The following is a 26,038-nucleotide window of genomic DNA, read 5'->3' on the forward strand; positions in this document are numbered from 1 at the left end:
TTCATGAATCAGTCTACATTCACCCGAACTTTTACGCGGGCCATGAGCGAGCTGCATACCTGGGGCGGCTTAGTGTTCGGCTGGCTGCTCTTCGTCATTTTTTTCACCGGTACCCTGGCGGTGTTCTCAGCGGAAATCACCCACTGGATGCAGCCTGCCGTCAGACCTGCTCAGACCGAACCGGCCCAGGCCATCGCCGCCGCCGATAAAAAGCTCCGTCAGCTTGCGCCCAAGGCCGATCTCTGGATGATCGCCATGCCGCAGGAGCGCTCGCCAGGCCTGGAGATCATCTGGAAAAAAGGCCTGGCCACCTTAGAAAAACAGCTTGACCCGCAAAGCGGAACTCTCCTTAAGTCGCCGGAGACCGAAGGCGGTCACTTTCTGGCCCATTTCCACTTTCAGCTGCACAGCGGCAAAAGCGGTTTATGGCTGGTCAGTTTCGCCTCGGTCGTCATGCTGGCCGCCTTGGTATCCGGCATTGCCATCCGGACGCAGGTCTTTACAGAATTTTTCCGGCTGCGCTGGCGAAAAAACTGGCTAAGCGCCCATACCCTGACCGGTGTGCTCACCCTGCCTTTTGTCGTTCTCATTACCTATACGGGCCTGACAGTTACTTTATTTATGGTGCAGCCCGCCATTCCCCAGGTGTTGTATGGCAGTTCCTGGAAAAGCCCCGCCACCGTGGCGGCTAATAACTATGAACGGCCCCGCGCCAATCTGCCCGGTGAATTAGTGCCGCTTGCCCGGCTCCTGCCCCTGGCCGAGGAAGAACTGGGAAAAGGAAAGATTTCCTTCATCCGCGTCAGTAATCCCGGTGACCGGCAAGCGGTTGTCACCTTCTTCCGGACCGTTGACGACACTATTGTCGCCATGAGCAGCCGGGCTGCTTTCGACGGGGTTACCGGCGAAATGCTTGGCAGCCAGACGACCTGGAATAAATACGTCAAATTCTATCGGACCCTGGTTGGCCTGCACATCGCCAGGTTCGGCGGCTATCCCCTAGCCTGGCTGTATTTTACCGCCGGCCTGGTCAGTTGTGCAATGATTGCCGCCGGCCTGGTCTTTTTCACCGTCAAACGCCGCTGCCGCTATGCCCGGAGCAGTGCGGCGGCGCAAATGATGTATCGGGCCATTGAAGCGCTGAACACAACGGCGGTTACCGGCATCATCATTGCCTGCGGCGCTTATTTGTGGGCCAACCGGCTGCTGCCGTCCACGCTCAGCGGCCGGGCCGACGCCGAGATTACGGTGTTTTTCGGCATATGGCTGCTCATGCTGCTCCATGCCTTTCTGCGCCCGCCGCTGCGGGCCTGGACCGAGCAATTGGGTATTGCCGCCGGGCTTTGTATGGGGCTGCCTGTTCTTAACGCTCTTACCACCAAGGTCGGATTGTTGCCGGCCATTGCCCGCAGGGACTGGATGACTGCCGGCGTTGATCTGACAGCCGTCGTGCTGGGCCTATTGCTGGCAATCACCGCCTGGCAGGTCGCCTTAAAACAACAGCGGGCAGAACAATGCCGCTCCGTTTCCAATACCGTCAATAGTTAACCGCCGGCCTTTTCTCAATAGGCTGCAAACACCACTGATTTATACCAAAAGCCACAGGGGTTCTATACATAGATCCCCTGTGGCTTTTATTTGCTTATATACAGTACAGTTTCACGTATGGCTGCCCTATTTTAATGTATTCTGCAGCGTACCAATTTTTTCAATGGTGACAGCAACCGTATCGCCGGCAGCCAGCCATTGCTGCTGCGCCGGCGGACAGCCCAGAATCACCCCGCCCGGCGTGCCGGAAAAAATGATATCACCCGGCTTTAGGGTCATATAGTTAGAGCAGTAGCTGACAATGGCCGCACAGTCGAAAATCATATCCCGCGTATTGCCCGACTGGCGGCTAACGCCGTTAACACTGCAGGAAATAGCGAGATTATGCGGGTCTATCTCATCAGCCGTCACCAGCCAGGGACCGATGGGCGCGAACTGATCACAAGTCTTGCCCAGCAGCCACTGGCCGGTCCGGAATTGAAGGTCTCTGGCGCTTAAGTCGTTGCCCACGGTATAGCCAAATACATAGGCAAGAGCCTCTGCCGGCGAAATACGGGACGCTTCCCGGCCAATGACAATGACTAATTCAGCCTCATAATCAAATTGCACTGCATCGGGAGGCAAGGCAATAACCTCGTTATGGGCAGCAAGCGCATTATTAAATTTGCTGAACAGGATGGGCACGGCCGGCACCTCAATATCACATTCGTCCCGGTGACTGACGTAATTTAAGCCAACACAAATAATCTTTTCGGGATTAATGACACAGGGGGCATAATGTAACCCTGCCGCGGGCAGGGCTTCGCCCTCCTTTTCCACTAATTCCGCCAGTTGCGGCCAGGCTGCTTCTCCGGCAGCGATAACCTGTTCCATGGTGACTGGCACCTGGACGCCATAAACCTGAGCCCTTTCTTTTACATCAATAATACCACGCTCGCTTTTGATTCCCAGGCGAACCTCTTCGCCAAGCCTGAAATTAACAAATCTCATACAGCTCTCATCTCCTTATGTTTTCATCAACGCTCAGCTGTCAGCAATTTTACTCCTAAAAGTAAATAGATGCCCCCGCAGATTTTATTAAGCCAATGGGCCGCACTGTTATTCTGGCGAAGAAAAGCCGTGGCACGGGCAGAACAAAATGCCAGTAATAGACACCATAAAGTACCGGTAACTAAAAAGGTTATCCCCAAAAAAACAAATGGCACAATTCCATAACTATTTTGCGGCTCAATGAACTGAGGTAAAAACGAAATAAAAAATAGCGCTACCTTCGGATTAAGCACATTGGTGAGTAACCCCTGCCAATAGATATCCCGGCCGGACATATCGTTTTCCTGCAGGCCAAGCAGCGGGTTATGTTGGGCCCGTAAAGTAGTGATACCCAACCAGGCCAGATAAAGCGCACCGGCTGTTTTAACAACAGTAAAGGCTACTGCCGATTGGGCCAGAATAACCGATAAGCCCAGTGCGGCCAGCACGGTATGAACGGCGCAGCCGGAACTGATGCCCAGGACCGAATAGATTCCCGCCCGGCGGCCTTGTGATATACTGCGGCTTAAAATATACATGGTATCCGACCCGGGCGTAATATTGAGGATAATACCGGCAATAAGAAACATTTCGTAGTGAACAATGCCAAACATTGCATGCTGCCCCCTTTCCCCTGTAACTGGCCCCCATACGTATTGCCAGCTGTATTTTATCCCGGCGGTTGCCGGAAACAATAGTCAAAATATCAAACACCCGCAAATGTATTTTATTCAAAATCCCAGAGGTGACAATAAAAGATGGATTAGGGGCTGCCGCCACCGGCAGCCTTTTTATACCTTAAAAACAGTATAGTGCATTATACTGTTTTGTAAATATCAATCGGCCAAAATATCCATTTTGCCGCCAATAGCAGTAAGCTTCCGGCAATCGCCCCGTAGATTGCATACGGTCCCCAGACTTCGTTAAGTGTATAACCAATAAACGGGCCTAACGCCGCCCCAATATCAATGGCCAAGGCATAGGCTGTCATAAAAGCCTTTTGCGGTGAATAACAGGCAACAGCATCAATTACGGTCGTTAAAATTGTGGCGGTCAACAGAATGGCTACAATCAGTAGAAGCCACACGGCAACCGGAAGTTGTACCGGGATTAGTAAAAACAAGGCGGCCGCCAAGGTTAAGGTTACCATTAATATGGCCCGGCGGCCAAACCGGCCATCTGATATCTTGCCAAACCAGGGAGCCAGCCACGGCTCCCAGCCCCAGCGTAAAGCCTGCAGAAAACCGGCAACTGAAGCGGCTCCCCAAGTGATGCCGAAGATCAGGTTAGTTTCAGAGTAATGAAGCTGAACTAAATAACTTAACGTTGCCACGAAGATCCCCTGATACACCGCAGCAATAACCAAACCTGTCATTAATGTCCGAAATACATTGAGGTTAAACAGTTCCGGAACGGCTACCGGCTTACTTCTGTCATTGACAGGCAGGGTTGAGCCGGAAAGGGACCGGACTGCAGACGGAATAGCCAGCAAGGTGACGGCCCCAAAAAAATTGCGGTGACACTAATCCCATATTGATCGGCCAGAATCCCGCCCAGCAGCATGCCACCCAGGCTTCCCAGGCGGTATAGCCCGTTATATAAGCCCATATAATAGCCCCGGTTCGTATTGTCTGCAACCTCAAGAATGGTAAATCGCACAAGCTCGTCATGCAACAATTATCAGAGCCGGCACCACAGCGCATTTGCTACAAAGTAACACCCAAATACCCCAGCCAAAGAACGCTGGACAACATTAGCCTGGTCGAACAATATCTCCGGCTGTGTGGCCTCATAACTGCGGTTTACAAGTAAGTCCGACAATCTGTGTGTTAAAAATATTGCTTATCTGCCAAATTTGCCGGTCATATGGATAATTTCTATTTTATAAACACTAACCGCTTTAATCGCCCTGTCGATATAGGCCTGTCCCTGCGCTTGATAATTGCCGGAGTATTTCTCTATTAATAATACCAGCGCCTTTCTTTTCTCCTGTTCATCAGTGACTGCCGCTGCCCGGCCATAGATTATCGCGCAGTCATATTCTGTATCAAATTTCTCCGGCAGTAATTTATAATAGTTAACCGCTGAAAAACTAACCTTACTATTTTTTTTAATAGCGTCAATTTTATAACCGTCCCGGGCTGAGTGAAAATAGATCGTCCTGTCGCTATAAACATAATTTAACGGCACAGAATAGGGATAGCCATTTTCCCCCATACAGGCCAAGGTCCCATAATCAGCTTCCTTTAAAATTGTGACAGTTTCCGCCTGGGACATAAGTTTTTCTTTACGCCGCATCTCCCTGAACATGACAACAGCCGCCTTCCTCGCAAAGTCGAAATTACTCTCTCTATATTTCCATCAGTCTATAAAATATCTCCCGGGTCAGTATCTATTTTTGCACCGCGCCAGTTCTTGTCAGCCCCGGCTTATAGCATATTTCCCGGACAGGGGCCCGGGCCCCGTCCTTTCCGGAAAAATCCCCGGCCGGCCAGTTGATCTTACTTGCAATTCACCGCAAACAGGCTATAATTAGAAATAGGTGGAAATTAAAGTCGCCGTGACCTGAAAGTGTTAGCGCACTTCCAGGCCCGCGCAAGGTGAAAACAGCACCTACACGTAACAGTCAAGCTGTCCACGACGATATTTTTATTATACACCCGTCTTTCGCCGCAAGACAAGCGGGGCGCGGGGATAAAAGATATTGCCGCCGGCGCCGGGCTGTGAGTGCGACTTAGACGCAGCAAAGCATTCCCTCTCCTCACGCCTGCCATTGTCAGCAGCAGGGTAACATTGCCCTGCCGGTTTGACCGCCTTGCTGACCGGGACCGGCTAGGTCCGGCTTATTGGGGTTGGGGATTTAGCAAGCATCGCAGCCAAGCGCATGTGTAGACCAACGACCTCGCATGCGCTTTAATTTCCCCCTGTAAACAGCTGGCGCCTTCTGCTCCAGCCTTAGTATAGGGGGTATATATGTGTTTGATGAAAATGGAACCCGGGTTGGGCTAAGAGAGACGTTAAACCAGGCTTTTGATCAGTATGTCTTTATCAGGGTTGACCATATCCTCAACCTGGCCGGCACGAAGGACGCCGGCTACAGCAAGACGGCCCGGGAAGTCAGTGCCGCCCTCGACCGGCTGCTGGCGTTGGCCCGGGCCCTGAAAACCCAGCAGCCGGAAATGACCGGTCTGGTCATGGATTTTGAGGCTTTGACAGCGCTGGAGTCCGGACAGGCGGCCGAGATTGCCTACAGGCAGGGACTAAGGGACAGCAGCCGCCTGCGGCAGGAATTTATGACCCTCCTGCAGCAGCAGTAGGATTGCCGCCCCACCGGCGCCGCCAGGCCGGTGCGCCAGAGTAAAAAGCGCTGTTTGCCTATTGCCAGCCCAATAGATAAACAGCGCTCTTCATTATGCTCAGGCAGGATAACCGCCAGCCGGTTTATCTGTTATCGCCCCGCTGCCTGAAAGCACGCAGCTTTACAATCAATTTAGCAATCGACTTCCAGACAAGGGGAACAAAAGCAACCGCCAGGGGCACATAATTGACCACAGACCGGAAAACGGTGCCGGAGTGAGCGAAAGTAATCGACGGAATAAACAATAAGACTGCCACCAGTACCAACGCCTTCATAAGCTTCCCTCCACTAACGAATATAATGGTTAAGCGCCGCCTGCAGCTTACCCATGAATTCCTCATGTTCACCTTCATTGACGGCGTGAACCAGACAATGCTCCAGATGATCCTTCAGGATAAGCTTGGCTGTATTATCAAGCGCCTTGCGGATAGCGGCAATCTGCAGCAAAACCTCCGGACAGTCACGGCCTTCGGCCACCATTTGCTTAACGGCCCGGGTATGGCCCTCTATGCGGGCCAGCCTGTTTACTACCTGCTTCTGATGTGTGTGTACATGGCTATCCACGCTAACACCTCCCTCTATATTTTATCCCCCCCAGGGGGATAAAGTCAAGATATTAACAAGTAAAAATTGGAAAACCGGCTCACGGCCGGTTTTCCAATTTTTGTTTCTCAGTAAAGCCCAGGCATTGCTGCCCGGACGACTCTCTGACAACAGCGCTGGGTGTTTTAAAGCTTTTAAACCCCATAGCCTTACACCCATAGCGGAAATTCTTATCCCAGGTAATATAATAGTGCTGGCAATTTGTACATCTTGGTTTCTCATGCATCTGCTGCCACCTCAGCCTACAGCTTACCCGCGAATCTGAAAGACGTCGTCTTCCGGCTTACGGGGGCTTACGGCCGGCTCGCGGGCGGGGTAGCCCACAATAATTGCGGCCGTAATGATATCTGTATCACCTAACTCGAAATAGCTTTTGATTTCATTATATGTAACACTATCAACCCCAGAAAGTTCATTGTCAATTTCCCCGACAATACAGGCTCCCAGCCCTTGATTCATTGCCTCCAGAATCATGAAGCCATAAGCAATACCCATATTTTCAAAGGTCCTGGCTATTAACGAAGACGTCGTATTAGCCAACGCCTCGGCAATCCGGTTATTTAAGAATGTTTTATCAATATCCTCATTGGCCATCGCAACACCGGTGTTCGCAAGCAGTTCTCTTAAACGGTCCCGCTGATGCTCCCGCTCCCAGGAGTTCAGTTTACCCACACAGAGGATAACAGCAGGGGCCTTCTTGATGAGCGCGCCCATGGAAAACCCGGCCGCCAGTTTATCTTTATCAGGCGTTTCGGCCAGTGCGATAAACTGCCAAGGCTGGATATTTTTCCAGGACGGCGCCCGGCGGCCGGCCTGCATAATACTGATAAGCTTTTCTTGCTCTACCGGTTGGGGTAAAAACTTTCTAACGCTTTTCCATTCTGCAATTGGTGCTAACATGCCTGGTTCCTCCTTATGTTCTTCATCCAATATTATGTGAGCAAAATATGTAGAAACACGAATATCCCTATAACCTGGCAAAAACATTCAGCAGGACTTTGCGGAAAGCAGCGATTTCCTCCTCAGTACATTCTGCCAGCATAGAATTGCAAATGCGATCCATAATCTCGGTAATCCGGCCCTCCAGCGCCCGCGCCGCTGCTGTCAGACAAATAAGAAAAGACCGGCGGTCCTCCTGCTGTCCTGTCCGCAATACCAAACCGGACCTCTCCAGGCGGTCGATGATGCCGGTTAAGGTAGAATTATCCAAATAGCATTTTTTACCCAGCTCAGTGATTGAGATGCCGTCACCTTTATACAAGGTATAGATAACAGCCATTTGCCCGGGAGTAATGTTAAGCTTTTCCTTAGCCAGCAATCTTCTGGTATAGTTATAGTGTTTTTGCTCCGCCTTAGCCAACAATAAACAGGTACTGTCAAAAATTTGCAACATACTATCTAATCCCTTTACAAAATACTTGCATGCAAACCATATTAAGTACTATATCACACCTGCTGGCACTGGTGCAAGTCTCGATATTTGCGAAAACTGCTGCCAAGGGATATACGGAATAGCACAGCCCCTATCCCCTGGCAAGGGGGCAATCAATAGACAGGCATACAAAAATCCGCGTATTTTTTCAGCCTGGCAGTCGCAACCTGGAAGAAAAGCTCTTTAAGCTTCCGGCATACCGGTCCCTGCTGGCCGGTGCCGATCCTGCGGTCATCCACCTCGACAACGGCGACAACCTCCATCGCGGTGCCACTAAAAAAAACCTCGTCAGCGGCATATAGCTCGGTCCTGGTAATGCTCCTCTCAATGACCTCAATCCCCAGCTCCTCCCTTGCCAAAATCATTACCGTATCCCGGGTAATGCCTTCGAGAATATTATCAGAGGGCGGCGGCGTAATCAATTTTCCCTTACGGACCATAAATACATTCTCACCCGGTCCCTCACAAACATGACCATTACGGGTTAAAAACAGGGCTTCATCATAGCCCCGCCGCACCACCTCCAGCGACGCCAGCCCCGAGTTGAGATAAGCGGCTGTTGGTTTGGTACGCGGCGGCAGCATATTGTCCCCTAACCGTTCCCAGGAGGTAAAGGCCGCCCGCAGCTCATCCTTGCCGACAAAACTGCCCAGCGGCTGACAATAAATCACAATTCGGTTATCGTCATCCAGCAGGGTCGGGAAGATCTGATCAGACCCTTTAAAAGCAAGGGGACGGATGTAGACGGTGCTGTGAAAGTTATGTTTTTTTAGCAGGTCCAGCGTGGCCTGGCACAATTCCTCTACCGTATAAGGAATGTTGATATATAAAGTTTTACAGGACTGCAGCAGCCGCTCATAGTGCTCCCGCATGCGAAAGGCGTACAACTGCTTCTCAGCATCATCCCAGTAGGCCCTAATCCCTTCAAAGCAGCCGAGGCCGTAATTAAACCCTTTACAGCGAATGCTAATATGTACCTCACTTTCGGGAACTATCTTGCCATCATAAAAAACATACATATTTTCCATTAACAGTACCCTCCTCAGAAGTGTTAAATAAAAACAGAGGTCGCCCGGGAGCGGCTCTACAGCCGCTTATTTATAACACATTTAATAATTATCCGCATTTTATGTCACGCTTTACATAACTAAACCCGTCCCCTTATACGCTTGTTTTTAAATATACTAAGAATACTCCTGCCCGTCAAGTTTCATTTACCCACAGCCTGTGCTGGCACAGAACGTCACAAGGATACCCGCCGGTAAAATGCAGCCATAAACATATTTATTAAAGGCTAGTATATAGCCTTTTTTTATTGCCTCACTATCGTTGTCACCAGCTAATAATCCCCAGAAGCAGCGCAAATAAACCAGTAACAGGCAAAAACTACTCAGGTAAATTGACATTTATTAAGTTAACATTAATAAAGCCGATTACGCTAGACAGAAGTCCCCTTTTTAGAATATAATTAAATTCATATTTAAAATGAAGTTTTTAAATAAATACAGAAAATTTCGAAAGAAGGTGAAGACAGCGAAAGTCGAAATATGTACCGATAAGCCAACCGTTAATAAAATCATTGAAGCGGCACTCCCCTTATTTGCGACGAAAGGCATGGCTTCTGTTTCGGTTAAAGAGTTGGCAGATGCTGCCGGCGTAAATATTGCCCTGATTTCCTATTATTTCGGCGGCAAGGAAAACTTGTATGCCTATGTATTGGAAAAACAGCTATCGACATTAGGCGACGCAATCGATATTATCAGCAAGGAAGATATTTCCGCTATCATGAAGATAAGGCAGTTTGCGGATATCCTGGTCGTCATTCACAAAAAAAATCCATACATAGACCGACTTTTTTATATTGAAATATTTAATCCAACCAAATATTTTAACACCCTTGTAAAAACCGCCGCCAAACGGATGCACTTTTTTTTGAGTAATTGTATTCTAGATGCGGTGGCAAGTGGTGAATTCAGAGCTGATATTGACCCTCAATTAGCGGCTATGTCATTGCTCAGGATATTGAATTTATCATTTACATCACAGCACCTTTGCAAAGAGATTCTGCCGGCCAGAGACGACCTTGCCCAGCAATATATGGCCCAGGCCGTGGAAATTTATTTAACCGGAGTCACTAATAATTTTAAATAGCAAAAAGCGAGGAAGCGAGGAGAAATGACGGTGAACAAAAAAAACATCATATGGCTAGCTATACTACTTCTGCTGTTAACAACAGGCTGCAGTAAACAACAAGCTGCCCGTCCACCGCAGGAGGTTGTGGTTAAGGCAATGCAGGTCCTGCAGCAGGATACACCTATTACATACGAGTTTGTGGGTGAAATTGTAGCTAAAGATGAAGTCCAGATCAAAGCTCAGGTATCCGGCAATATTGCCCGCAAATTAGTTAAAGGCGGCGATACTGTCTATGCCGGTCAACCTTTATTTGAAATTGACCGGCGCAATTATGCGGCGGCAGTAGCCGACGCTCAGGCGCAGGTAGCCCAGGCCCAGGCCTCACTTAGCAACATTCGCCGTGATGTTGTGCGTTATCAAGACCTAGCTGACCAGGGAGGTATTGCCGATCAGGTTTTAGACACCGCTGTAGCGCAGGCCGAACAGGCCCAAGCCCAGGCTAACGCCTATCTGGCCAAGCTGGCTCAGGCCCAGAATGATTTGGCAGATACAATAATCGTATCACCGGTGGATGGCCGGATTGGTGTAGGCGAATTAAGTTCCGGCATGTATGCTCAGGCCGGCAGCACAGTAATCGCAACCGTTTCCACTGTTGACCCCGTACAGGTCCGGTTTAGCATGAGCGAAAACGAATATTTGAAGTTTTCCCGTCTGGGCAACACGCCTGATTCCTGGGGCCAGAACCTTAGCCTGGTCCTCAGTGATGGCACTAAATATTCGCTTACCGGGCATTTGGAGCAGGTTGACCGGGGCTTGAGCAGCCAGACTGGCACGCTGGCGATGAAAGCCGCCTTTGGCAACCCGCAACAATTACTGGTACCTGGCATGTTTGCCCGGATTGTGGCTGTCGGCGAAACCAGGCCTGGGGCATTACTGATTCCCCAGCGGGCGGTGCAGGAAATGCTGGGCAAAACCTTTGTCACAGTTGTCGGCGCCAACAATGAAGCGGTAACGAAACCCGTAATACTGGGTCCGAAAGTAGACAGCCTGCAAATTGTGGAAGAAGGTCTTACAGCCCAGGATGTTGTTGTTGTTGAAGGCTTTGCGAAGTCGCAGCCGGGATCTCCTCTCAAAGTTACAATGATCGGACTGAATGACCTGACAATTCCGGTCGCGAAATAAGGGGGGCGGATTTATGGCACAATTTTTTATCAACCGACCGATCTTTGCGATCGTTATAGCAATTCTAATTACCCTGGCCGGCGGTATTGCTGCCTTTAGTCTGCCGGTGGCCCAGTATCCGCAGATTACGCCACCCCAGGTCAGCATCAGCACTTTGTATACCGGGGCCAATGCCGACGTAGTAGAAAAAACCGTAGCCCAGGTCATCGAGCAACAGGTAAACGGCGTGGAGGGCGCGGTGGCAATGACCTCGACCAGTGCCGATTCCGGCCGTTATTCGCTTAATGTTAAATTCGAACTGGGGCAAAATCCGGATATGGTGACAATGTACACCCAAAACCGTGTCGCCCAGGCAAATGCCGGCCTGCCGCAGGATGTACAGCTTATGGGCGTAACAACCCGCAAGGTTTCACCAGACACCGCCCTGTATTTTAGTCTTATCTCACCCGACAACACCTATGACGGTGTATTTCTCAAAAACTACGGCAGTATTAACGTTATCGACGATATTCGCCGGGTCAAAGGAGTCGGCGATGTTGGCGAATATGGCACCGACTTTGGTATGCGTATTTGGCTCAAGCCTGATAAGCTGGCCCAGTTAGGGGTCACGGCCGCTGACGTTGCCAGTGCCATCAAAGAGCAAAACGTGCAGGCGCCGGCCGGTACTATCGGCCAGCTGCCGTCGGTGGCACATCAGGAATTTCAGTATACGGCCAGTATTCAGGGCCGTCTCGTCACCGAAGAAGACTTTAAGAAGGTAATCATCCGCTCGCAAAGCGATGGCTCGGCTATTCACCTGGGTGATGTAGCCACAGTTGAGCTAAGCGCAAAAGACAATGGTTTTAAGAGCAGCTTCAATGGGCATGATTCGGTTGTTTTTGCCGTGCAACTGACAACAGAAGCCAATGCCCTGGAGACAATCGCCGGGGTGCGGCAGGTTATTGAGGATGCCTCCAAACGGTTTCCCCCAGGAGTGGAATACCGTATCCTTACCGATAATACCAAGTATATCAGTGAATCTTTAGAAAAGGTTCTGCATACTTTTCTGGAAGCCCTGGCCCTGGTACTTATCATCGTTTACCTTTTCCTGCAAAACTGGCGGGCCACGTTAATCCCTATGCTGGCCGTGCCGGTTTCCCTGATCGGAACCTTTGGCGCTTTTGTGTTCCTGGGTTTCTCTATCAATACACTGACACTGTTTGCCATGGTACTCGCCATTGGCCTGGTTGTGGATGATGCCATTATCGTGGTCGAGGCAGTTGAGCACCATATGCGTAAATCCGGCCTTAACCCGAAAGAGGCTACCGTCCGGGCGATGCAAGAGGTTTCCGGCCCGGTTATCGCTATCGCCTTCGTACTTGCCTCTGTTTTTATTCCGGTGGCATTTTTCGGGGGAACTACCGGTGTTTTGTATAAGCAGTTTGCCCTGACAATTGCCGTCTCCATGGCCCTGTCGGCAATTGTGGCCCTGTCGCTGACCCCGGCGTTATGCAGCCTCCTGCTGCAGCCGCATACCGGCGAGAAGCGCACCGGCGTACTGGGCAAATTCTTCGATCGGTTTAACATGTGGTTTGACCACATTACCGAAAAATATTCCAACGGTGTCCGCCATTCCATCCGCCGGGCCGGTTTATGGGGTGTAGGACTGGCAGTTATCGGCATCTTGTGTGTCGGTATGCTGCGAATTATTCCATCTACCTTCGTGCCGAGTGAAGACCAGGGCTTCATGTTATCGGTTGTCAGCCTGCCTGAAGCCGCCAGCATGAACCGTACCCGGGCCATTGCCACTGAGGTCGGCGAAATCTACCGTTCGCTGCCAGGTGTGGAAAATACGATGGAAATTACCGGTTATGATATGCTAGCCGGCGGCCAGAAGCCGAACGGCGCCATGGTTATTGCCGGCCTGAAACCATGGGCGGAGCGGACTGAGCCCAATACCCAGCTTAATGCGATTATCGGGCAGGCAATGGGACAAGTAAGCACAATACCGGAAGCCACCGTTTTCGCCTTTAATCCGCCTTCCCTGCCGGGAATCGGCTCTGTCGGCGGCCTCACGTTTATGATTCAGGACAGAGGCGGCTCAACGCTGGAGGAAATGAATAATGTATCCCAGCAATTTGTTGCCGAAGCCAGGAAACGGCCGGAGCTGGGCATGGCCCAATCAAGCTTCCGCGCTGATACGCCTGCTTACCGCTATGACGTAGACCGGGAAAAAGCCAAAGCCCTGGGGGTTCCGATTCAGGATATTTTTACAACCCTGCAAACCTTCCTGGGTGGCGTTCAGGTCAATGACTTTAACCGGTTTGGCCGGACCTACAAGGTTATGCTGCAGGCTGAACCTGAATTCCGGGCCGATGTGGATGCAACCCGCTTCTTCTATGTGCGCAGCTCGGCCGGTACTATGGTACCGCTCAATACCCTGGTCACCCCCGTTGCCACCAGCGGTCAGACACTGATCAAACGGTTTAACGGTTATCCGGCTATGCAGATTACTGCCACCACAGCCGCCGGTTACAGTTCCGGCCAGGCCATGCAGGCCCTGGAAGAAGTAGCGGCTACTGTTTTACCCTCAACATTTACGTATGAATGGGCGGATTTAAGCCGGGAAGAAAAACTGGCTAGCGGTCAAACCCCGGTTATTTTCGGGTTTGCGCTGTTATTCGTGTTTTTGTGCCTGGCAGCGTTATATGAAAGCTGGAATATCCCCTTTGCCGTATTACTTTCAGTGCCCACAGGCATTTTAGGCTCAGTGCTGTTCCAATATGCCCGCGGACTGGAAAACAGCGTTTATATGCAGATCGGCCTGGTCATGCTTATCGGTCTGGCCGCCAAAAACGCAATCCTGATTGTCGAATACGCCAAGGTCAGGACGGACAATGGCATGGAGCCTGTGCAAGCGGCAATTGAGGCCTCTAAACTCAGACTGCGGCCAATTCTCATGACCTCCTTTGCCTTTATCCTAGGCTGCATCCCGCTAGCCTTGTCAACCGGCGCCGGTGCTGCCGCCCGAGCCGCGCTGGGGACAACGGTCGTAGGTGGCATGCTCATGGCCACCGGCCTGGGAATCTTCCTGGTTCCTGTATTATTTGTTGTTATTGAATACGGAGCTGCTAAATTCAAGGCTTTCAAACTAAGACGCAGCGCCTAATATTAGGCACTAAGAAAAGATCCGTAGACAGGAAAACTGTCTACGGATCTTTTGCTATTTAGACTCCAGGGCCTCCCGGTACCGGATAATATCGGCCACAGTGACTACCGGCATGTTATTCTTTTCAGCAAACGCTATTATTTCCGGCAAACAAGCCATCGTCCCCTCCGGATTGGTAAGTTCACATAAAACACCGTAAGGTTTCAGGCCGGCCAGCCGCATGAGGTCAACATTAGCCTCGGTATGGCCCGGGCGTTCCAGTACGCCGCCGGCCCGCGCTTTTAGCGGAAATACGTGCCCGGGACGCCGCAGGTGATCCGGGCAGGCCTGTTCGGCAATCGCCGCCTGTACTGTTGTAACCCGGTCAGCCGCAGAAACCCCGGTAGTGACGCCGCTTGCGGCCTCAATTGATATAGTAAAGGCAGTTTGAAAGTGGCTTGTATTATGATCTACCATCATCGGCAAGGCCAAGGCCTCCACCTTTTCTGCCGGCAGGCACAGGCAAACAATCCCGCTGCCTTCACGGATGAGCATTGCCATCTGCTGTTGAGTCAGTGACTCAGCCGCAAAAAATATATCTCCCTCATTTTCCCGGTGTTCATCATCAGTAACCAGGACACCCTGTCCTTTACGCAAGGCCTTAAGAGCCTGTTCCACCCGTTCAAAAGGATTGCCAAACCGGACTAATAACTGCTGATTCAAAGTAGTCGCCTCCTATTTTTAGTCGACTCACCCGAATCAGGGCGCTGGGGACAGCTAGCGATAAGTGCTGTCAATAAACTGGCTAACTGTCTCATCCTCTTTCATCCGGACTATACCGTCGGCTCTGGCTTCTCACCAGATCTGCTGACCTCCTTAAACAAGGAGCGCTCGCGGGCTCCCCAGCTGCCTGGGATACCGCCGGTGGGGACTTGCACCCCGCCCTGAGAATAAGTCTGACTATAGAATACTACTTTCACCAGGATTGTCAAGCATAGGCACGACTAAGGCTGCCGGCGGCCTAAAGGGCTTGGCCCAAGCCAAGTCTTTGCCGATTACCGGCACCAAGCGATCGGTTCTTAACCAGCCTTGCTTTCTTTAGTTTCCGGGTTGACATTAAACCAGACAGCATACATTGTCGGCAAAACAAGCAAGGTCATCGCGGTTGCGCCCAGCAGGCCGCCGCTGATAGCCACCGCCATCGGCCCCCAGAACGTGCTGGGAACCAGTGGCAGCATGCCGAAGATTGCCGCCGCCGCCGTAAGCACGATGGGGCGAAGCCTCAGCACGGCTGAGTTGATGATGGCCTCCCAGGGTGTCTCGCCGGCTTTGATATGCTTCTCAATCTGATCAATCAGTATGACCGAGTTACGGATAATCATCCCGCTAAGGGCCAAAATCCCGAGTTCGGCCACAAAGCCCATCGGCCGGCCTGTTAACAGCATGGCCAGGCTGACCCCGATAATTCCGAGCGGAGCGGTTAGAATGGTAAGGATCATTAAAGATATATTTTGCAGCTGCAGCATAAGCAGTACTACAATAACCACAATCATTACCGGCACCGCTTTAAGCAAAAAGTCGATGGAGGTTTTGCTTTCCTCATACGAACCGCCAATGTCAATACTATAGCCGGAAGGAAGGCCCTCGCGGACTGACGCTAGACTTGCATACACCTCTTTGGTGGCATCATTACCGGTTACACCTGGGGCTACCTCTGCTTGCACAGTAATCGTTGGCTTCAGGTTGTGCCGCCAGATTAAACCTTCTTCCGCATCGTAACTTATTGTGGCGATTTGCTCTAGAGGCACAAATTTACCGTTGCCGATGTGTACCGGCAGATCTTTAATACTGGCTAAATCTTTCCTGGTTTGGGCATCTATGCGAAAAACAATACCCACCGTCTTGTCCTGCTCGTAATACTCGGCAATGGCAGCGCCGGACAGCTGGCTCTGTAAATCCTGAGCCAAGCCCTGGCTATTAAGGCCAAGCATTCTGGCCTTGTCCTGGTCAACCGTTAAATGCATAATTTTGCTTTTTTCATTCCAGTCAAAATTAACCTTTGTAAGGCTTGAATTAGCGGCCATCGCCTCACTGACCTGGCTTGCGATCTCCCGTACTTTCTCGTGATCATACCCGGTAACGCGCAGCATAACCGGGTATTCTGAGGGGGGACCGGTTTGGATCAGCTTAACATGGCCCCGCACATTGGCAAAATTATCGTCAAACAACTTATCGATCTTTGTATTCAGAGCCTCCCGGGCCTGTAAGTTTTTGGCAACGATGATAAACTGGGCATAGTTGCTAGTGGGCAGCTTGGGCTCCATGGTAAGAATAAAGCGTGGTGCCCCTTTGCCGACATAATAGCTGTAGCTCTCAATATCCGGGTCACCGGCGAGGCTGTCGGCTAATTTTTTCGCTTCCTGCCCGGTTGCTGCCAGCGAGGTCCCTTCCGGCAACGTCATTTCAACAATTAGCTCCGGCCGGACGGACGGCGGGAAAAACTCTTGTTTGACAAACTGTAATAAAAAGATCGAACCAATAAAACAGACTGCCGTTATGCCCAGCACCAGCTTTTTATGCTGCAGACACCACGTGAGAATCCGGCGGAATAGCCGGTAAAATTTTGTATCATACATATTATGGCCTGACCCTGCCGTATGTTTGGGCTTGATTAACTTATACCCCAGCAGCGGCGTTACCATAACAGATACAAGCCAGGAAATTAACAGGGCAATTGTTATCACCGGGAATAAGCTGCTGGTAAATTCAGCCGCCGCCCCCTGCGAAAAGCCGATAGGTATAAAGCCGGCGCAAGTGATAAGTGTACCTGTAAGCATTGGGAAAGCGGTAGCCGTGTAGGCGTAGCAGGCAGCCTCAAAACGCCCCCACCCCTGCTCCAGCTTTACAGTCATCATTTCAATAGCGATGATAGCATCATCAACCAGCAAGCCCAGAGCCATGATTAAGGCCCCTAACGATACTTTGTGTAAATCTATACCCCCGATCTCCATCCCTACAAATATCCCGGCGATAACCAGGGGAATGCATAAAGCAACCACGATGCCTGACTGAACACCAAGGCTGAGAAAGCTGACTGCCAACACAATAATGACAGCTTCCCCCAGGGATTTAATAAATTCGTTAATTGATTCTTTAACTACTTGGGGTTGATTGGACACCTGACTGATTTTCATGCCGAGCGGCAAATCCTTTTTTATCACCGCTATGGCCTTCTCCAGCTCTGTACCCAGGGTAAGAATGTTCCCCCCGCTGTCCATAGAAAGAGCAATACCGATTGCCGGCTGCCCGTTAACATACATTTTAGGTTCCATGGGTTCGGCATAACTACGCTCAATCTTAGCAATATCACCAAGGCGAAAAGTCCGTTCACTAATTCGAATCGGCATGTTACGCAGGCCATCGACGTTTTCGAACAACCCCGACACCCGCAGGTATATATTGTCTGAGGCTGTCTCTACCATACCGGAGGCCGCCATAGCACTTTGTGCTTTTACGGCCGCAATAATCAGATTAGGGTCTATTCCCAGCCCGGCTAGTTTGCTGCTTTCCATTTCAATATAAATTTTTTCCGGTTGAACGCCGATGAGTTCAACCTTTTTGACATTATTTACACCAAGGAGTGTCCTGCGGATCTCCTCGGCTTTTTCCCGCATATCCTCGTAGCTGAACTCTTCAGAGGTGAGGGCATAAATACTGCCGAACACGTCATCAAACCGGTCATTGAATGCAGGTCCGACCACCCCTTGCGGCAGTGTGCCTTGGATATCATTAACCATATTACGTACTTCCAGCCAGGTGGGCCGCACATCCTTTTCGCTTACCGTATCTTTTAATACTACATAAATTACGGCTTGGCCCGGCCGCGAATAGCTTTTTAAATAATCCAAGCCAGGAGTATCCTGCAGCTTTTTCTCAATTTTATCTGTGACCTGCTCTTCTACCTCGCGGGCATTGGCCCCAGGCCAGGCAACCGACACAATCATCTGACGAATGACAAAGTCAGGGTCCTCCATCCTGCCCAGTTTCTGGTAGGAAAAAATGCCGGCCACAAAAACCAGCAAGACAAAGAAATACACAAGCTGCTTATGGTTAAGTGCCCATTCGGTCAGATTTAACTTACTCATAGCGCACCTTTTGACCTGCCCGCAGCTTCTGAACACCGGCGGTAACTATTAGGTCCCCATCCTGAAGCCCGTCCAAAACTTCAAGCTTGCCGTCACCGAATGCTCCGGCTTTTATAGGACGCAAGCTTACCATGCCATCCTTAATGATCCACACCTGTGGTGTATCGCCAGTCTGATACACGGCCGACAGTGGAATATACACGGCCTGCAGGTCAGTGGGACCGGCCACCGTCACATTAGCAGTCATCCCCAGATTGATGCCGTCAGGCGGGGTAGGCAAACTAATTCTGACTTTGTAAGTTCTGGCCACTTTGTCAGCCACCGGCGAAATCTCTCTGACTTTCCCCTCGGCGGTAACGCCAGGCAGTGCCCAAAAGCCGACCTGCACCTGCTGGCTATTACGCATTTCATCAATGCGATTTTCCGGCACATTGATTTCTATTTCACGTTCCCCATTCTTTACAATGGTAACGACTGACTGTCCGGCACTTACTACCTGGCCGGCCTCAGCATCAACAGCAGCGATAACTCCGGCACTATCGGCCACCAGCGTGCTATAGCCCAGCTGGTTAGCGCCCTGGTTATATTGGGCTGTTGCCTGGCGGACAGCAGCCAGGGCGACTTCATAGGCATTCTGGTATTGATCCAGCTGCATCCGGCTGGCCGCGCCTTGCTCATATAAATTACGGTAACGTTCAAGATTCGCCTGCGCCAAACTCAGCTGGGACTGGGCTGAAGCTACTTGCGCAGAACTAATGTTGACCGTTTGCGCTATATCTTTGGCATCAATTTCCATAAGAACATCCCCGGACTGAACCACACTGCCAAGCTCAACATTTCTTTTCATAATCTTCCCGCTGACCTGGAAAGCAAGCTGCGTCTCATACCGGCCGCGCACTTCACCGGCATAGTTTGCGGCTTGGCCGGAAGCGTCCAGCCTGACAAGCTGTGAGCGGACAAATGGTGTATCTTCCCTAGCGGTCTCTGTTTTCGTGCAGCCAGTTAGGCTAACCGACGCCAGCAGCACCAACAGTACGGTAAAGCTGGCAAAAGACTTATGCATAACAGGCCCTCCTTTAACATTCATTTATAAGCCGGTCTACTTTTTCACAAGCGCATTAACAATGAAATCAATGAGTACCTCGGTATAGTGCTGCTCATTTTGCTCCTGGCGCAGCGGCCCCGTGCGGGCGTAGCTGAAGGCCTGGAACAGCTTAAAACCGGCATAGGCAACAATTCTTTCATCCACTTCACGGAACCTGCCCTGCTGCTTCCCTTCACGAATAATCCCGGCGATCATTGAGATAATCTCCTCATCAATCATTTCATGGTACTTTCTGTTGATAAACGCCAGGAACAATTCATCATCTTTAAGAATTCTGGTGACAAAATGGTCCTGGTTAAAATGCCCTATTGCTTTGCGGGTTAGCTGGATTAAGCGCTCAAGCGGGTCAGACACAGCTCCCATTTGAGCAAACAGAAGTTCTATCGTTTTGTGGCACTCACGCAGTAACAGACAGCTGAACATATCTTCTTTGTCGTTAAAATGCTCGTAAATTGTCTTCTTGGAAATTTTGCAGTCCTTGCTGATCTCATCCATCGTGGTCTTCTTGAAGCCGAAGCGTTCCATGCGCTCTTTGGCCTTATCGAGAATAAGATTTTTTATGTCCTCCATTATCTTCCCCCTGTTCTTAGGGATCGGCGAATTTGGCCTGTGTCATTTCTTCCCTAACTCATAAACTATTATAGTGTTTTAGTTTCCAAAAATCAATAGGTGCCTGCTTTCCCAAGCCAGGTTTTTCACCCCGGCCCTTTTACTGCGGACTCCTCCTGGCCGCGCTCTGCCGGTGTTCACGGCTGTCCGCAGCTTCCCCCTGGGCATTATTGTTGCATTGCACAGAGACTACCGCTGCGATAACCAGAATAACGCCAACCAGTTGCCAGGAAGTCAGGACCTCGCCGAACAACAAGATCCCCACCAGGGTGGCTACGATTGGCTCCAGGGTTGCGGCGATAGCAGCCCGGCCTGCCTCTACATAAGCTAAAGCCGTTGTGTAGCACCAATAGGCAAGAATGGTGGAAAAAAAGCTGAAACCAATACAGTAAGCGACCACCGGCCAGTGAAAAAACATGGTACGCGCTGCCCACAACTCACTTACCGGCAGCATGGCGGCAGCAGCAAACCAAAAGGTATAAACGGTTACAGTCAGCGCGCTATAATACTGCAAGGCGAATTTACTGAAGATGCTGTACAGCGCGTAGCCAAAACCGGCACCGAGGCCGGCAGCCAAACCGTAAAAAGGAACCGTCCCCGCCGCGCCGGGCAGAATTCCCACGACGAGGGCGCAGCCGCAGAAAGTTACGGCAAGGGCCGCAATTTTTCCCTTAGTCAGCCTTTCGCCAAACAGCAGCCTGGATAATACCAGTACAAAAGCCGGCGCCGTGTAAAGCAGGATGGCAGCAACCGCCACTGAGGTTTCCCGGATGGCAGTAAAATAGCTCCAATTGAAAAAGGCAATACTCAATACACCGGTACCAATAAAATACTTGGCATGCTGTAGCCGGATTCTAAGCAGGCTGCCATCTTTAATAGCAACATATACAGTTAAAACAACAGCACTGATGCCCACCCGCAGCGCCACAATCTGAAGTGTTGAAAACCCGTATTCTGCCAGGCCTGTTACAAAAATCGAGATAATGCCCCATAATGTGGCGGCAATCAGGATCAAGGCATACGCCCATGTCTTCATTCTTGTTCCCGCTTCCTCAGTTATATTTAGAACTGTTATGATAATCGCATCTTGCATAATAAATGCATCGGTCAAACGGCTAAAGGAAGTATTCCTCAGTACTCCTTTATTACCATGGCCAGGCGTCTAATTCCTTCCCAAATTTGCTCTTCCGGCATATTGGAATAATTCAGCCTAAAAGTGTTTTCTACCTTTCTCGTAGGAAAAAAAGAATCACCGGGGACAAAAGCGACATTGTGCTGGAGGCAACGGTTTAACAATGCAACCGCATTTACCTGCTCCGGCAACACTACCCAAGTGAATAAGCCCCCGTGAGGACGGTTAAACCGTATTTCCCCGGCGAAGTATTCCTGCATGGCATTGATCATCGCATCTCTGCGCTGTTTATAAACCTTGATTATCCGCTGTATGTGTTCTTCAAAATTATATACTTCCATATACATGGATATTTCTCTTTGACTGATGGAGGAAGTATGCAGATCAGCACCTTGCTTAAGCAGAACATATTTTTCAATAAACCTAATGTCGGCAGCTATCCAGCCAATCCGGAGACCGGGGCAAAAGGTCTTGGAAAAGGTACTCACAAATATAACCAGGCCTTTGCTGTCAAAGGCTTTAATTGCCGGCAGCAGGTCGCCTTCATACCGCAATTCACCATAAGGATTATCCTCAATTACTGGCACTTCATACTTGCTTATCACCTTGATAAACTGCTTACGCCGCTCTAAGGACCACGTCCTGCCGGTAGGGTTCTGGAAATCAGGAATAACATAAACAAGCTTTATATTGGCAACAGTTTGCAGAATTTTTTCTAATTCCGCAATAATAATACCCTTATTGTCGGTGGGCACTTCCATAAATCTCGGCTCATAGGCTGAGAAAGCGCTTATAGCCGCTAAATAAGTAGGGCTCTCACATAAAACTACATCACCGGCATTTAAAAACAGCTTTCCCGAAAAATCAAGGGCTTGCTGTGACCCGCTGGTTATTAAAACATTTGCCGGCTGAACAACTGTTTTAAATCTGGCATTCATCCTGGCGGCAATTTGCTTGCGCAACGGTTCAAAGCCCTCGGTGGTGGAGTATTGCAGCGCCTGGCTTCCTGACTCTTCAAGCACTTTGACAGCAATATGTTTCATTTCCTCCACCGGAAACAGCTCCGGCGCCGGCAGGCCGCCGGCAAAAGAGATTACCTCCGGCCGCTGAGTAATCTTCAATATCTCTCGTATTTCCGATTTTTTCAAAAACTCTGTCCGCCGGGCAAAGGTTACAGTCATAATACCCCTCCTATGATCAAACGTCCACTATAACAGGTCTTGCAATAATTCCTCTTATCATACACCTTCAAAAGACAATCGTAAATATCCACTGCCGCGCTATTTTGAGGAAATTGGATACTTTATACAAAAATCAACGTTGGAATAAATATTACAATAATTAGAAAAATCCGTAGATGGAACACTACGGATTTCATATTTGGGGTAATCTACACCAGCTTCCAATTGACAACTCTCCAGGACAACCTTAGTAAGCCCGCTGATTAACACTGTTCAGGCTCATCTTTCTTGTTCTGGCCCAGAACAAGTGTAACCTCTGAATAAGCAACTTCCTGTCCGTTTACCAGCAGTGTAATCCGGTGCCGGCCCGGATAGTGGCGGCGGGTGGTCAGATCTGACCAGTTGTGAGTACGAACCCCGGTCAAATGTGCTCCACCGGGCACTGTTTTATCTGACAGCAGAAACAGTTTGCGTACTGTATGGCCTCTGGCCTTCACGAAATCAATCCCGTATTCGATCCGGATATGCGCCGGCTCGCCTTCCCGGATAGCAAGCTCATACCGCAGTTCGCAACTCCCGCCGCCCGGCAGCACCGGCGGGAATGCCGTTAAGGCGGCACCAGCGGTAAGCGCTGCTGCACCTGCTGGTTCGGCATAACCGAATAGCGCCAAAGCCTCCGGCTCAGCGTTGCGTATCAATGTACGGCAACCATGGCGCACAATCCAGTCAGTGTGCGGGTGCACACCTTGCCAGCGACGGGCTGTTGCCAGCACAAGCGCCGGGTGATCCTTGGCGATGTCATTGAGGTTGTTAGCAACGCTCTTACGCACATAGGGCGACGGGTCTGTCTTCAGTAGTTCCAGTACCTGCAAAACCAAAGCAGGGTCATGTTTGAACATAGTAAGCGCCTCACCCCACGGCAAACGGGGGCGGCAGCCCTCACTGGCCAGCCGCCGGACATGCTCATTCGGATGTTTCGCCCACTTCGCCATTTGCTGCATCATCCGCTGGGGCTCGCGCAGCAGAAACGGCCTTACGGCAAACTCAGACGAGGACTGCACCGTAAATCTGGCCAGCGCTTGCATAGATAGATCCCAGTGCTCCTCGGCCTGGCCATACACGGCCACAAAATCGGGGAAGAACAAATAGGGAAAACCGCTGCAGCTTTCGTCAATGGCATATAAAATTCTCAGCGCCTCTTCGTAGCTACTTGGCAAATACAGCCCCAGCGCCGTTGTAATTCTTCGCATACGGGCCTTCAGCGCCAGTTGATCCCACACCGCTTGATTGCCTGTCACGGTAGTGATAAAACCGACGGTGTCAAAAGCAGGATAAGCACCGCGCACCTTCTCGCTGAATTGCTGCAAAAACACCTTATTATATACCGCTTTTAAAGGGTCGGCCACTTCGTTCCCTCCTACTACTTCATCTCCCTCAAAACCAAGAATATTTGCGCATCTTTTCCCTCACTGCTGCGTTGTCGTCACCTTACATATGTCCGATATGCGCGGCCCGCGCAAGTAATAAGAGACATATCACCTACCAGCCTTATTAAAGCAGATCTTACTGAATCAGTTAGCGTCCTCCGCCTTGCATTGCGAAAAAATCTACGCAAACTATTCCCCTGGTTTTAAGAAAGATGAAGTACGAGTTGCTGCCGTTATCCATAAGCAAAAATTACTTTATATAGGTAATGCCATTTGGTGTAACACTCAATTGTTCAGGTCCCTGTTCTGTCATTACGAAGCTGCTTTCCGTCCCGATTGCCCCTTCCGGAAATACAAACTTAGGTTCCAGCGCAAAAGTCATGCCCGGTTTGACCGGAGTAGTGAGCCCTTTAGCCAATATTGGCCATTCATCAAGTTCTAAGCCTATCCCATGGCCAATAAACTTAGCCTGGTTTTCCTTGTAACCCATAAAATAATCTTTGTAGCCCAATTCTCCGGCCAGTGTAATCGCTAATAAATATGGCGCCTCGGCCGGTATTCCCGGCTTCATGGCTTTAATTATTTCCGCTTCTATGAACAAGGCATCTTCGTAGGCCTTAACCAATCTGGGGGTGAGTTCGCCGATACAAAATATTCTGGTCTGGTCACCTGTATAACCTTGCAGTACACAAGTATAATCAATATAAATGACTTCATTACGCTGGATCGGTTTCCAGCCTGCGCCCTGCGGCTGGGACGGACTAACCCCCATTCCCCCTACCGGCCCGTCAAAGAAGCTGGGGAATGCGCCACTGCTGCCTGTACACAGATTGCCAAAAAACAGCTCCTGATTAAACGCCCTCATTTTACAGCAATTAGAGTAGCCGCGTTTACGCATTTCTGCCTCAAATAAGGCAGCCGCTTCAACCTCCAGCATTCCTTCGCGCAGAAAATCCGGAACTGCTGAGAAGGCTTTATCAATTACCTGTAAGGAGTTACGGATAAGCTCGATTTCATACGGTGATTTAATGGCGCGGGTATCTTTGATCAAGGGAGAGACATCACTGAACACGACATGGGGAAACATTTTTTTATAGGTATTATACAGATTGACCGGCAGTACATCTAAGGCCAGTCCGAGCTTAACGGGATTAGCAAACTGGTCATTGATAATACCTGCAATTTCCTTGGGGCTCTTAATAGCAATAATGTTTTTTAAAGGTGATTCGTTTTGGGCACGATGTAAACTTTTTTTTACCATAAGTAACGGCTCGCCCTTGGCCGGCACGTACAACACTGAATTTTGCACAGTACCTGTGAAGTAAAACATATCACTGTTCAGCAAAATCAGGGCCCCATCAAGGTCCTGCTTACACAAAGCCGCCTGAAACCTAGCGATTCTGGTTTTAATCTCTGCTCCCGGGGTAAAATTCATTTTCATTTCCTCCCATCCATGCTGTTCATTGGCCCAGGCTGAATTATTACAGTTAACTTACCTCGTTACTCTGACACAGATAAGTTATGCCAATGCGCTTTACAGAACTACAATCTTTTAGTTTAATTTATATTTCAATTTTATCGATATTGCTGATTTCAGTCAATCTTAGCCTCTCCAACTTATGGGGTAAAGAAACACGGCTTGCGCCGAGCCTTTGGCGAAAGTGTAAGCCGGTGTTGCCCTTAGCCAGGCAAAGCTATACTTTCTATCACGATAAAAAATCCGTAAACATTAGTTTACGGATTAATAGCCCGGGGATTGTTCAGCAGGACGCCTGTTTTAGATATTTAAGCAAACGGGTCAGCTTGCCACAGTTTAAAGAATCGTAAATAGTCATATCATAAGTGTCAACGCCTCTTAATATAGCCTGCGCTGCACTCATAGCCTGCAGATGCTTTTTACATATAAAGCCGAAGTCCCTCCGCAATTCCCAGGTAATAGCCGGAATATTGTCTGAACAACGTGTAATAGTCTTGTTCTTCATTACCTTTCACCTCAGTTTATATCAATAAATCCAATTTATTTTTAT

The 26,038-nt window shown here is 49.9% G+C and carries 25 protein-coding genes and 1 riboswitch; of the genes, 5 read left to right on the top strand and 20 right to left on the bottom strand.

The window, feature by feature from the left end; translation table 11 throughout:
• Nucleotides 1-3: 3 nt before the first annotated feature.
• On the top strand, nt 4-1,548 hold the full coding sequence (locus SPTER_RS21505; protein ID WP_144352261.1) for a PepSY-associated TM helix domain-containing protein: 1,545 nt from the start codon (nt 4-6) through the stop codon (nt 1,546-1,548).
• Between the two features lie 126 nt (nt 1,549-1,674).
• Here the strand turns inward: SPTER_RS21505 and SPTER_RS21510 are convergent, their stop codons facing one another.
• The 5 genes from SPTER_RS21510 to SPTER_RS21530 form a co-directional block, all read right to left on the bottom strand.
• Entirely contained in the window at nt 1,675-2,538 is an 864-nt protein-coding gene (locus SPTER_RS21510; RefSeq protein WP_144352262.1) for a fumarylacetoacetate hydrolase family protein, read from the bottom strand.
• A gap of 26 nt (nt 2,539-2,564) precedes the next feature.
• Nucleotides 2,565-3,191, bottom strand: coding sequence for a LysE family translocator (locus SPTER_RS21515; protein WP_144352263.1), 627 nt, complete (start codon nt 3,189-3,191; stop codon nt 2,565-2,567).
• Between the two features lie 203 nt (nt 3,192-3,394).
• On the bottom strand, nt 3,395-3,952 hold the full coding sequence (locus SPTER_RS21520) for an MFS transporter (protein ID WP_144352264.1): 558 nt from the start codon (nt 3,950-3,952) through the stop codon (nt 3,395-3,397).
• A 41-nt stretch (nt 3,953-3,993) separates the two neighbouring features.
• The gene (locus SPTER_RS21525) at nt 3,994-4,236 is read right to left on the bottom strand and encodes a hypothetical protein (RefSeq protein ID WP_144352265.1); all 243 of its coding nucleotides are present in this window, start codon (nt 4,234-4,236) and stop codon (nt 3,994-3,996) included.
• Nucleotides 4,237-4,419: 183 nt separating this feature from the next.
• The gene (locus SPTER_RS21530) at nt 4,420-4,887 is read right to left on the bottom strand and encodes a pyridoxamine 5'-phosphate oxidase family protein (RefSeq protein ID WP_144352266.1); all 468 of its coding nucleotides are present in this window, start codon (nt 4,885-4,887) and stop codon (nt 4,420-4,422) included.
• Nucleotides 4,888-5,552: 665 nt separating this feature from the next.
• Here SPTER_RS21530 and SPTER_RS21535 point away from each other — a divergent pair.
• The gene (locus tag SPTER_RS21535; protein WP_144352267.1) at nt 5,553-5,894 is read left to right on the top strand and encodes a hypothetical protein; all 342 of its coding nucleotides are present in this window, start codon (nt 5,553-5,555) and stop codon (nt 5,892-5,894) included.
• A 124-nt stretch (nt 5,895-6,018) separates the two neighbouring features.
• On the opposite strand, the gene SPTER_RS21540 is transcribed toward SPTER_RS21535, so the two are convergent.
• From SPTER_RS21540 to SPTER_RS21565, 6 genes are all read right to left on the bottom strand, one after another.
• The gene (locus SPTER_RS21540) at nt 6,019-6,210 is read right to left on the bottom strand and encodes a hypothetical protein (protein ID WP_144352268.1); all 192 of its coding nucleotides are present in this window, start codon (nt 6,208-6,210) and stop codon (nt 6,019-6,021) included.
• 13 nt (nt 6,211-6,223) lie between these two features.
• Nucleotides 6,224-6,499 carry a metal-sensing transcriptional repressor gene (locus SPTER_RS21545; RefSeq protein WP_144352269.1) on the bottom strand — a complete coding sequence of 92 codons (276 nt, stop codon included), beginning with the start codon at nt 6,497-6,499 and terminating at the stop codon, nt 6,224-6,226.
• Between the two features lie 21 nt (nt 6,500-6,520).
• Nucleotides 6,521-6,760: a hypothetical protein gene (locus tag SPTER_RS21550; protein WP_170233363.1), complete on the bottom strand. Its 240-nt coding sequence runs from the start codon at nt 6,758-6,760 to the stop codon at nt 6,521-6,523.
• A 27-nt stretch (nt 6,761-6,787) separates the two neighbouring features.
• Nucleotides 6,788-7,438, bottom strand: coding sequence for a nitroreductase family protein (locus SPTER_RS21555; protein WP_144352271.1), 651 nt, complete (start codon nt 7,436-7,438; stop codon nt 6,788-6,790).
• A gap of 67 nt (nt 7,439-7,505) precedes the next feature.
• Nucleotides 7,506-7,898, bottom strand: a complete 393-nt coding sequence (locus SPTER_RS21560) for a MarR family winged helix-turn-helix transcriptional regulator (RefSeq protein WP_246105389.1) — start codon at nt 7,896-7,898, stop codon at nt 7,506-7,508.
• A 185-nt stretch (nt 7,899-8,083) separates the two neighbouring features.
• Entirely contained in the window at nt 8,084-8,998 is a 915-nt protein-coding gene (locus SPTER_RS21565; RefSeq protein ID WP_144352273.1) for a branched-chain amino acid transaminase, read from the bottom strand.
• A gap of 496 nt (nt 8,999-9,494) precedes the next feature.
• Between SPTER_RS21565 and SPTER_RS21570 the strand changes: the two genes are divergently transcribed.
• Genes SPTER_RS21570 through SPTER_RS21580 form a run of 3 tightly spaced genes read left to right on the top strand, consistent with a single transcriptional unit; the run spans nt 9,495 to nt 14,433 of the window.
• A complete protein-coding gene (locus SPTER_RS21570) occupies nt 9,495-10,121 on the top strand; it encodes a TetR/AcrR family transcriptional regulator (RefSeq protein WP_246105390.1) in 627 nt (208 codons plus the stop codon).
• Nucleotides 10,122-10,145: 24 nt separating this feature from the next.
• Nucleotides 10,146-11,285 (top strand): efflux RND transporter periplasmic adaptor subunit, encoded by a 1,140-nt coding sequence (locus tag SPTER_RS21575; RefSeq protein WP_144352275.1) that lies wholly within the window; start codon nt 10,146-10,148, stop codon nt 11,283-11,285.
• 13 nt (nt 11,286-11,298) lie between these two features.
• Entirely contained in the window at nt 11,299-14,433 is a 3,135-nt protein-coding gene (locus SPTER_RS21580) for an efflux RND transporter permease subunit (RefSeq protein WP_144352276.1), read from the top strand.
• 54 nt (nt 14,434-14,487) lie between these two features.
• On the opposite strand, the gene ribB is transcribed toward SPTER_RS21580, so the two are convergent.
• The 9 genes from ribB to SPTER_RS21625 all read right to left on the bottom strand — a co-directional run bounded on the left by ribB (nt 14,488) and on the right by SPTER_RS21625 (nt 25,993).
• Nucleotides 14,488-15,135 (bottom strand): 3,4-dihydroxy-2-butanone-4-phosphate synthase, encoded by a 648-nt coding sequence (ribB, locus tag SPTER_RS21585; RefSeq protein WP_144352277.1) that lies wholly within the window; start codon nt 15,133-15,135, stop codon nt 14,488-14,490.
• 89 nt (nt 15,136-15,224) lie between these two features.
• Nucleotides 15,225-15,368: riboswitch (FMN riboswitch) on the bottom strand.
• A gap of 123 nt (nt 15,369-15,491) precedes the next feature.
• Nucleotides 15,492-18,557: an efflux RND transporter permease subunit gene (locus tag SPTER_RS21590; protein WP_144352278.1), complete on the bottom strand. Its 3,066-nt coding sequence runs from the start codon at nt 18,555-18,557 to the stop codon at nt 15,492-15,494.
• Nucleotides 18,550-19,620, bottom strand: a complete 1,071-nt coding sequence (locus SPTER_RS21595; RefSeq protein WP_144352279.1) for an efflux RND transporter periplasmic adaptor subunit — start codon at nt 19,618-19,620, stop codon at nt 18,550-18,552. The genes SPTER_RS21590 and SPTER_RS21595 overlap by 8 nt, the downstream gene beginning before the upstream one ends.
• A gap of 36 nt (nt 19,621-19,656) precedes the next feature.
• Nucleotides 19,657-20,232, bottom strand: coding sequence for a TetR/AcrR family transcriptional regulator (locus SPTER_RS21600; RefSeq protein ID WP_144352280.1), 576 nt, complete (start codon nt 20,230-20,232; stop codon nt 19,657-19,659).
• A gap of 139 nt (nt 20,233-20,371) precedes the next feature.
• Nucleotides 20,372-21,307 carry a DMT family transporter gene (locus SPTER_RS21605; protein ID WP_144352281.1) on the bottom strand — a complete coding sequence of 312 codons (936 nt, stop codon included), beginning with the start codon at nt 21,305-21,307 and terminating at the stop codon, nt 20,372-20,374.
• 95 nt (nt 21,308-21,402) lie between these two features.
• Complete coding sequence (locus SPTER_RS21610; RefSeq protein ID WP_144352282.1) at nt 21,403-22,584, bottom strand: aminotransferase-like domain-containing protein; 1,182 nt, start codon at nt 22,582-22,584, stop codon at nt 21,403-21,405.
• A gap of 263 nt (nt 22,585-22,847) precedes the next feature.
• Nucleotides 22,848-23,990: a DNA alkylation repair protein gene (locus SPTER_RS21615; protein WP_144352283.1), complete on the bottom strand. Its 1,143-nt coding sequence runs from the start codon at nt 23,988-23,990 to the stop codon at nt 22,848-22,850.
• Nucleotides 23,991-24,261: 271 nt separating this feature from the next.
• Nucleotides 24,262-25,446 (bottom strand): M24 family metallopeptidase, encoded by a 1,185-nt coding sequence (locus SPTER_RS21620; protein ID WP_211367361.1) that lies wholly within the window; start codon nt 25,444-25,446, stop codon nt 24,262-24,264.
• Nucleotides 25,447-25,771: 325 nt separating this feature from the next.
• Nucleotides 25,772-25,993 (bottom strand): hypothetical protein, encoded by a 222-nt coding sequence (locus SPTER_RS21625; protein ID WP_144352285.1) that lies wholly within the window; start codon nt 25,991-25,993, stop codon nt 25,772-25,774.
• Nucleotides 25,994-26,038 lie beyond the last annotated feature (45 nt).

This window comes from Sporomusa termitida (assembly GCF_007641255.1).
GTDB lineage: Bacteria > Bacillota > Negativicutes > Sporomusales > Sporomusaceae > Sporomusa > Sporomusa termitida.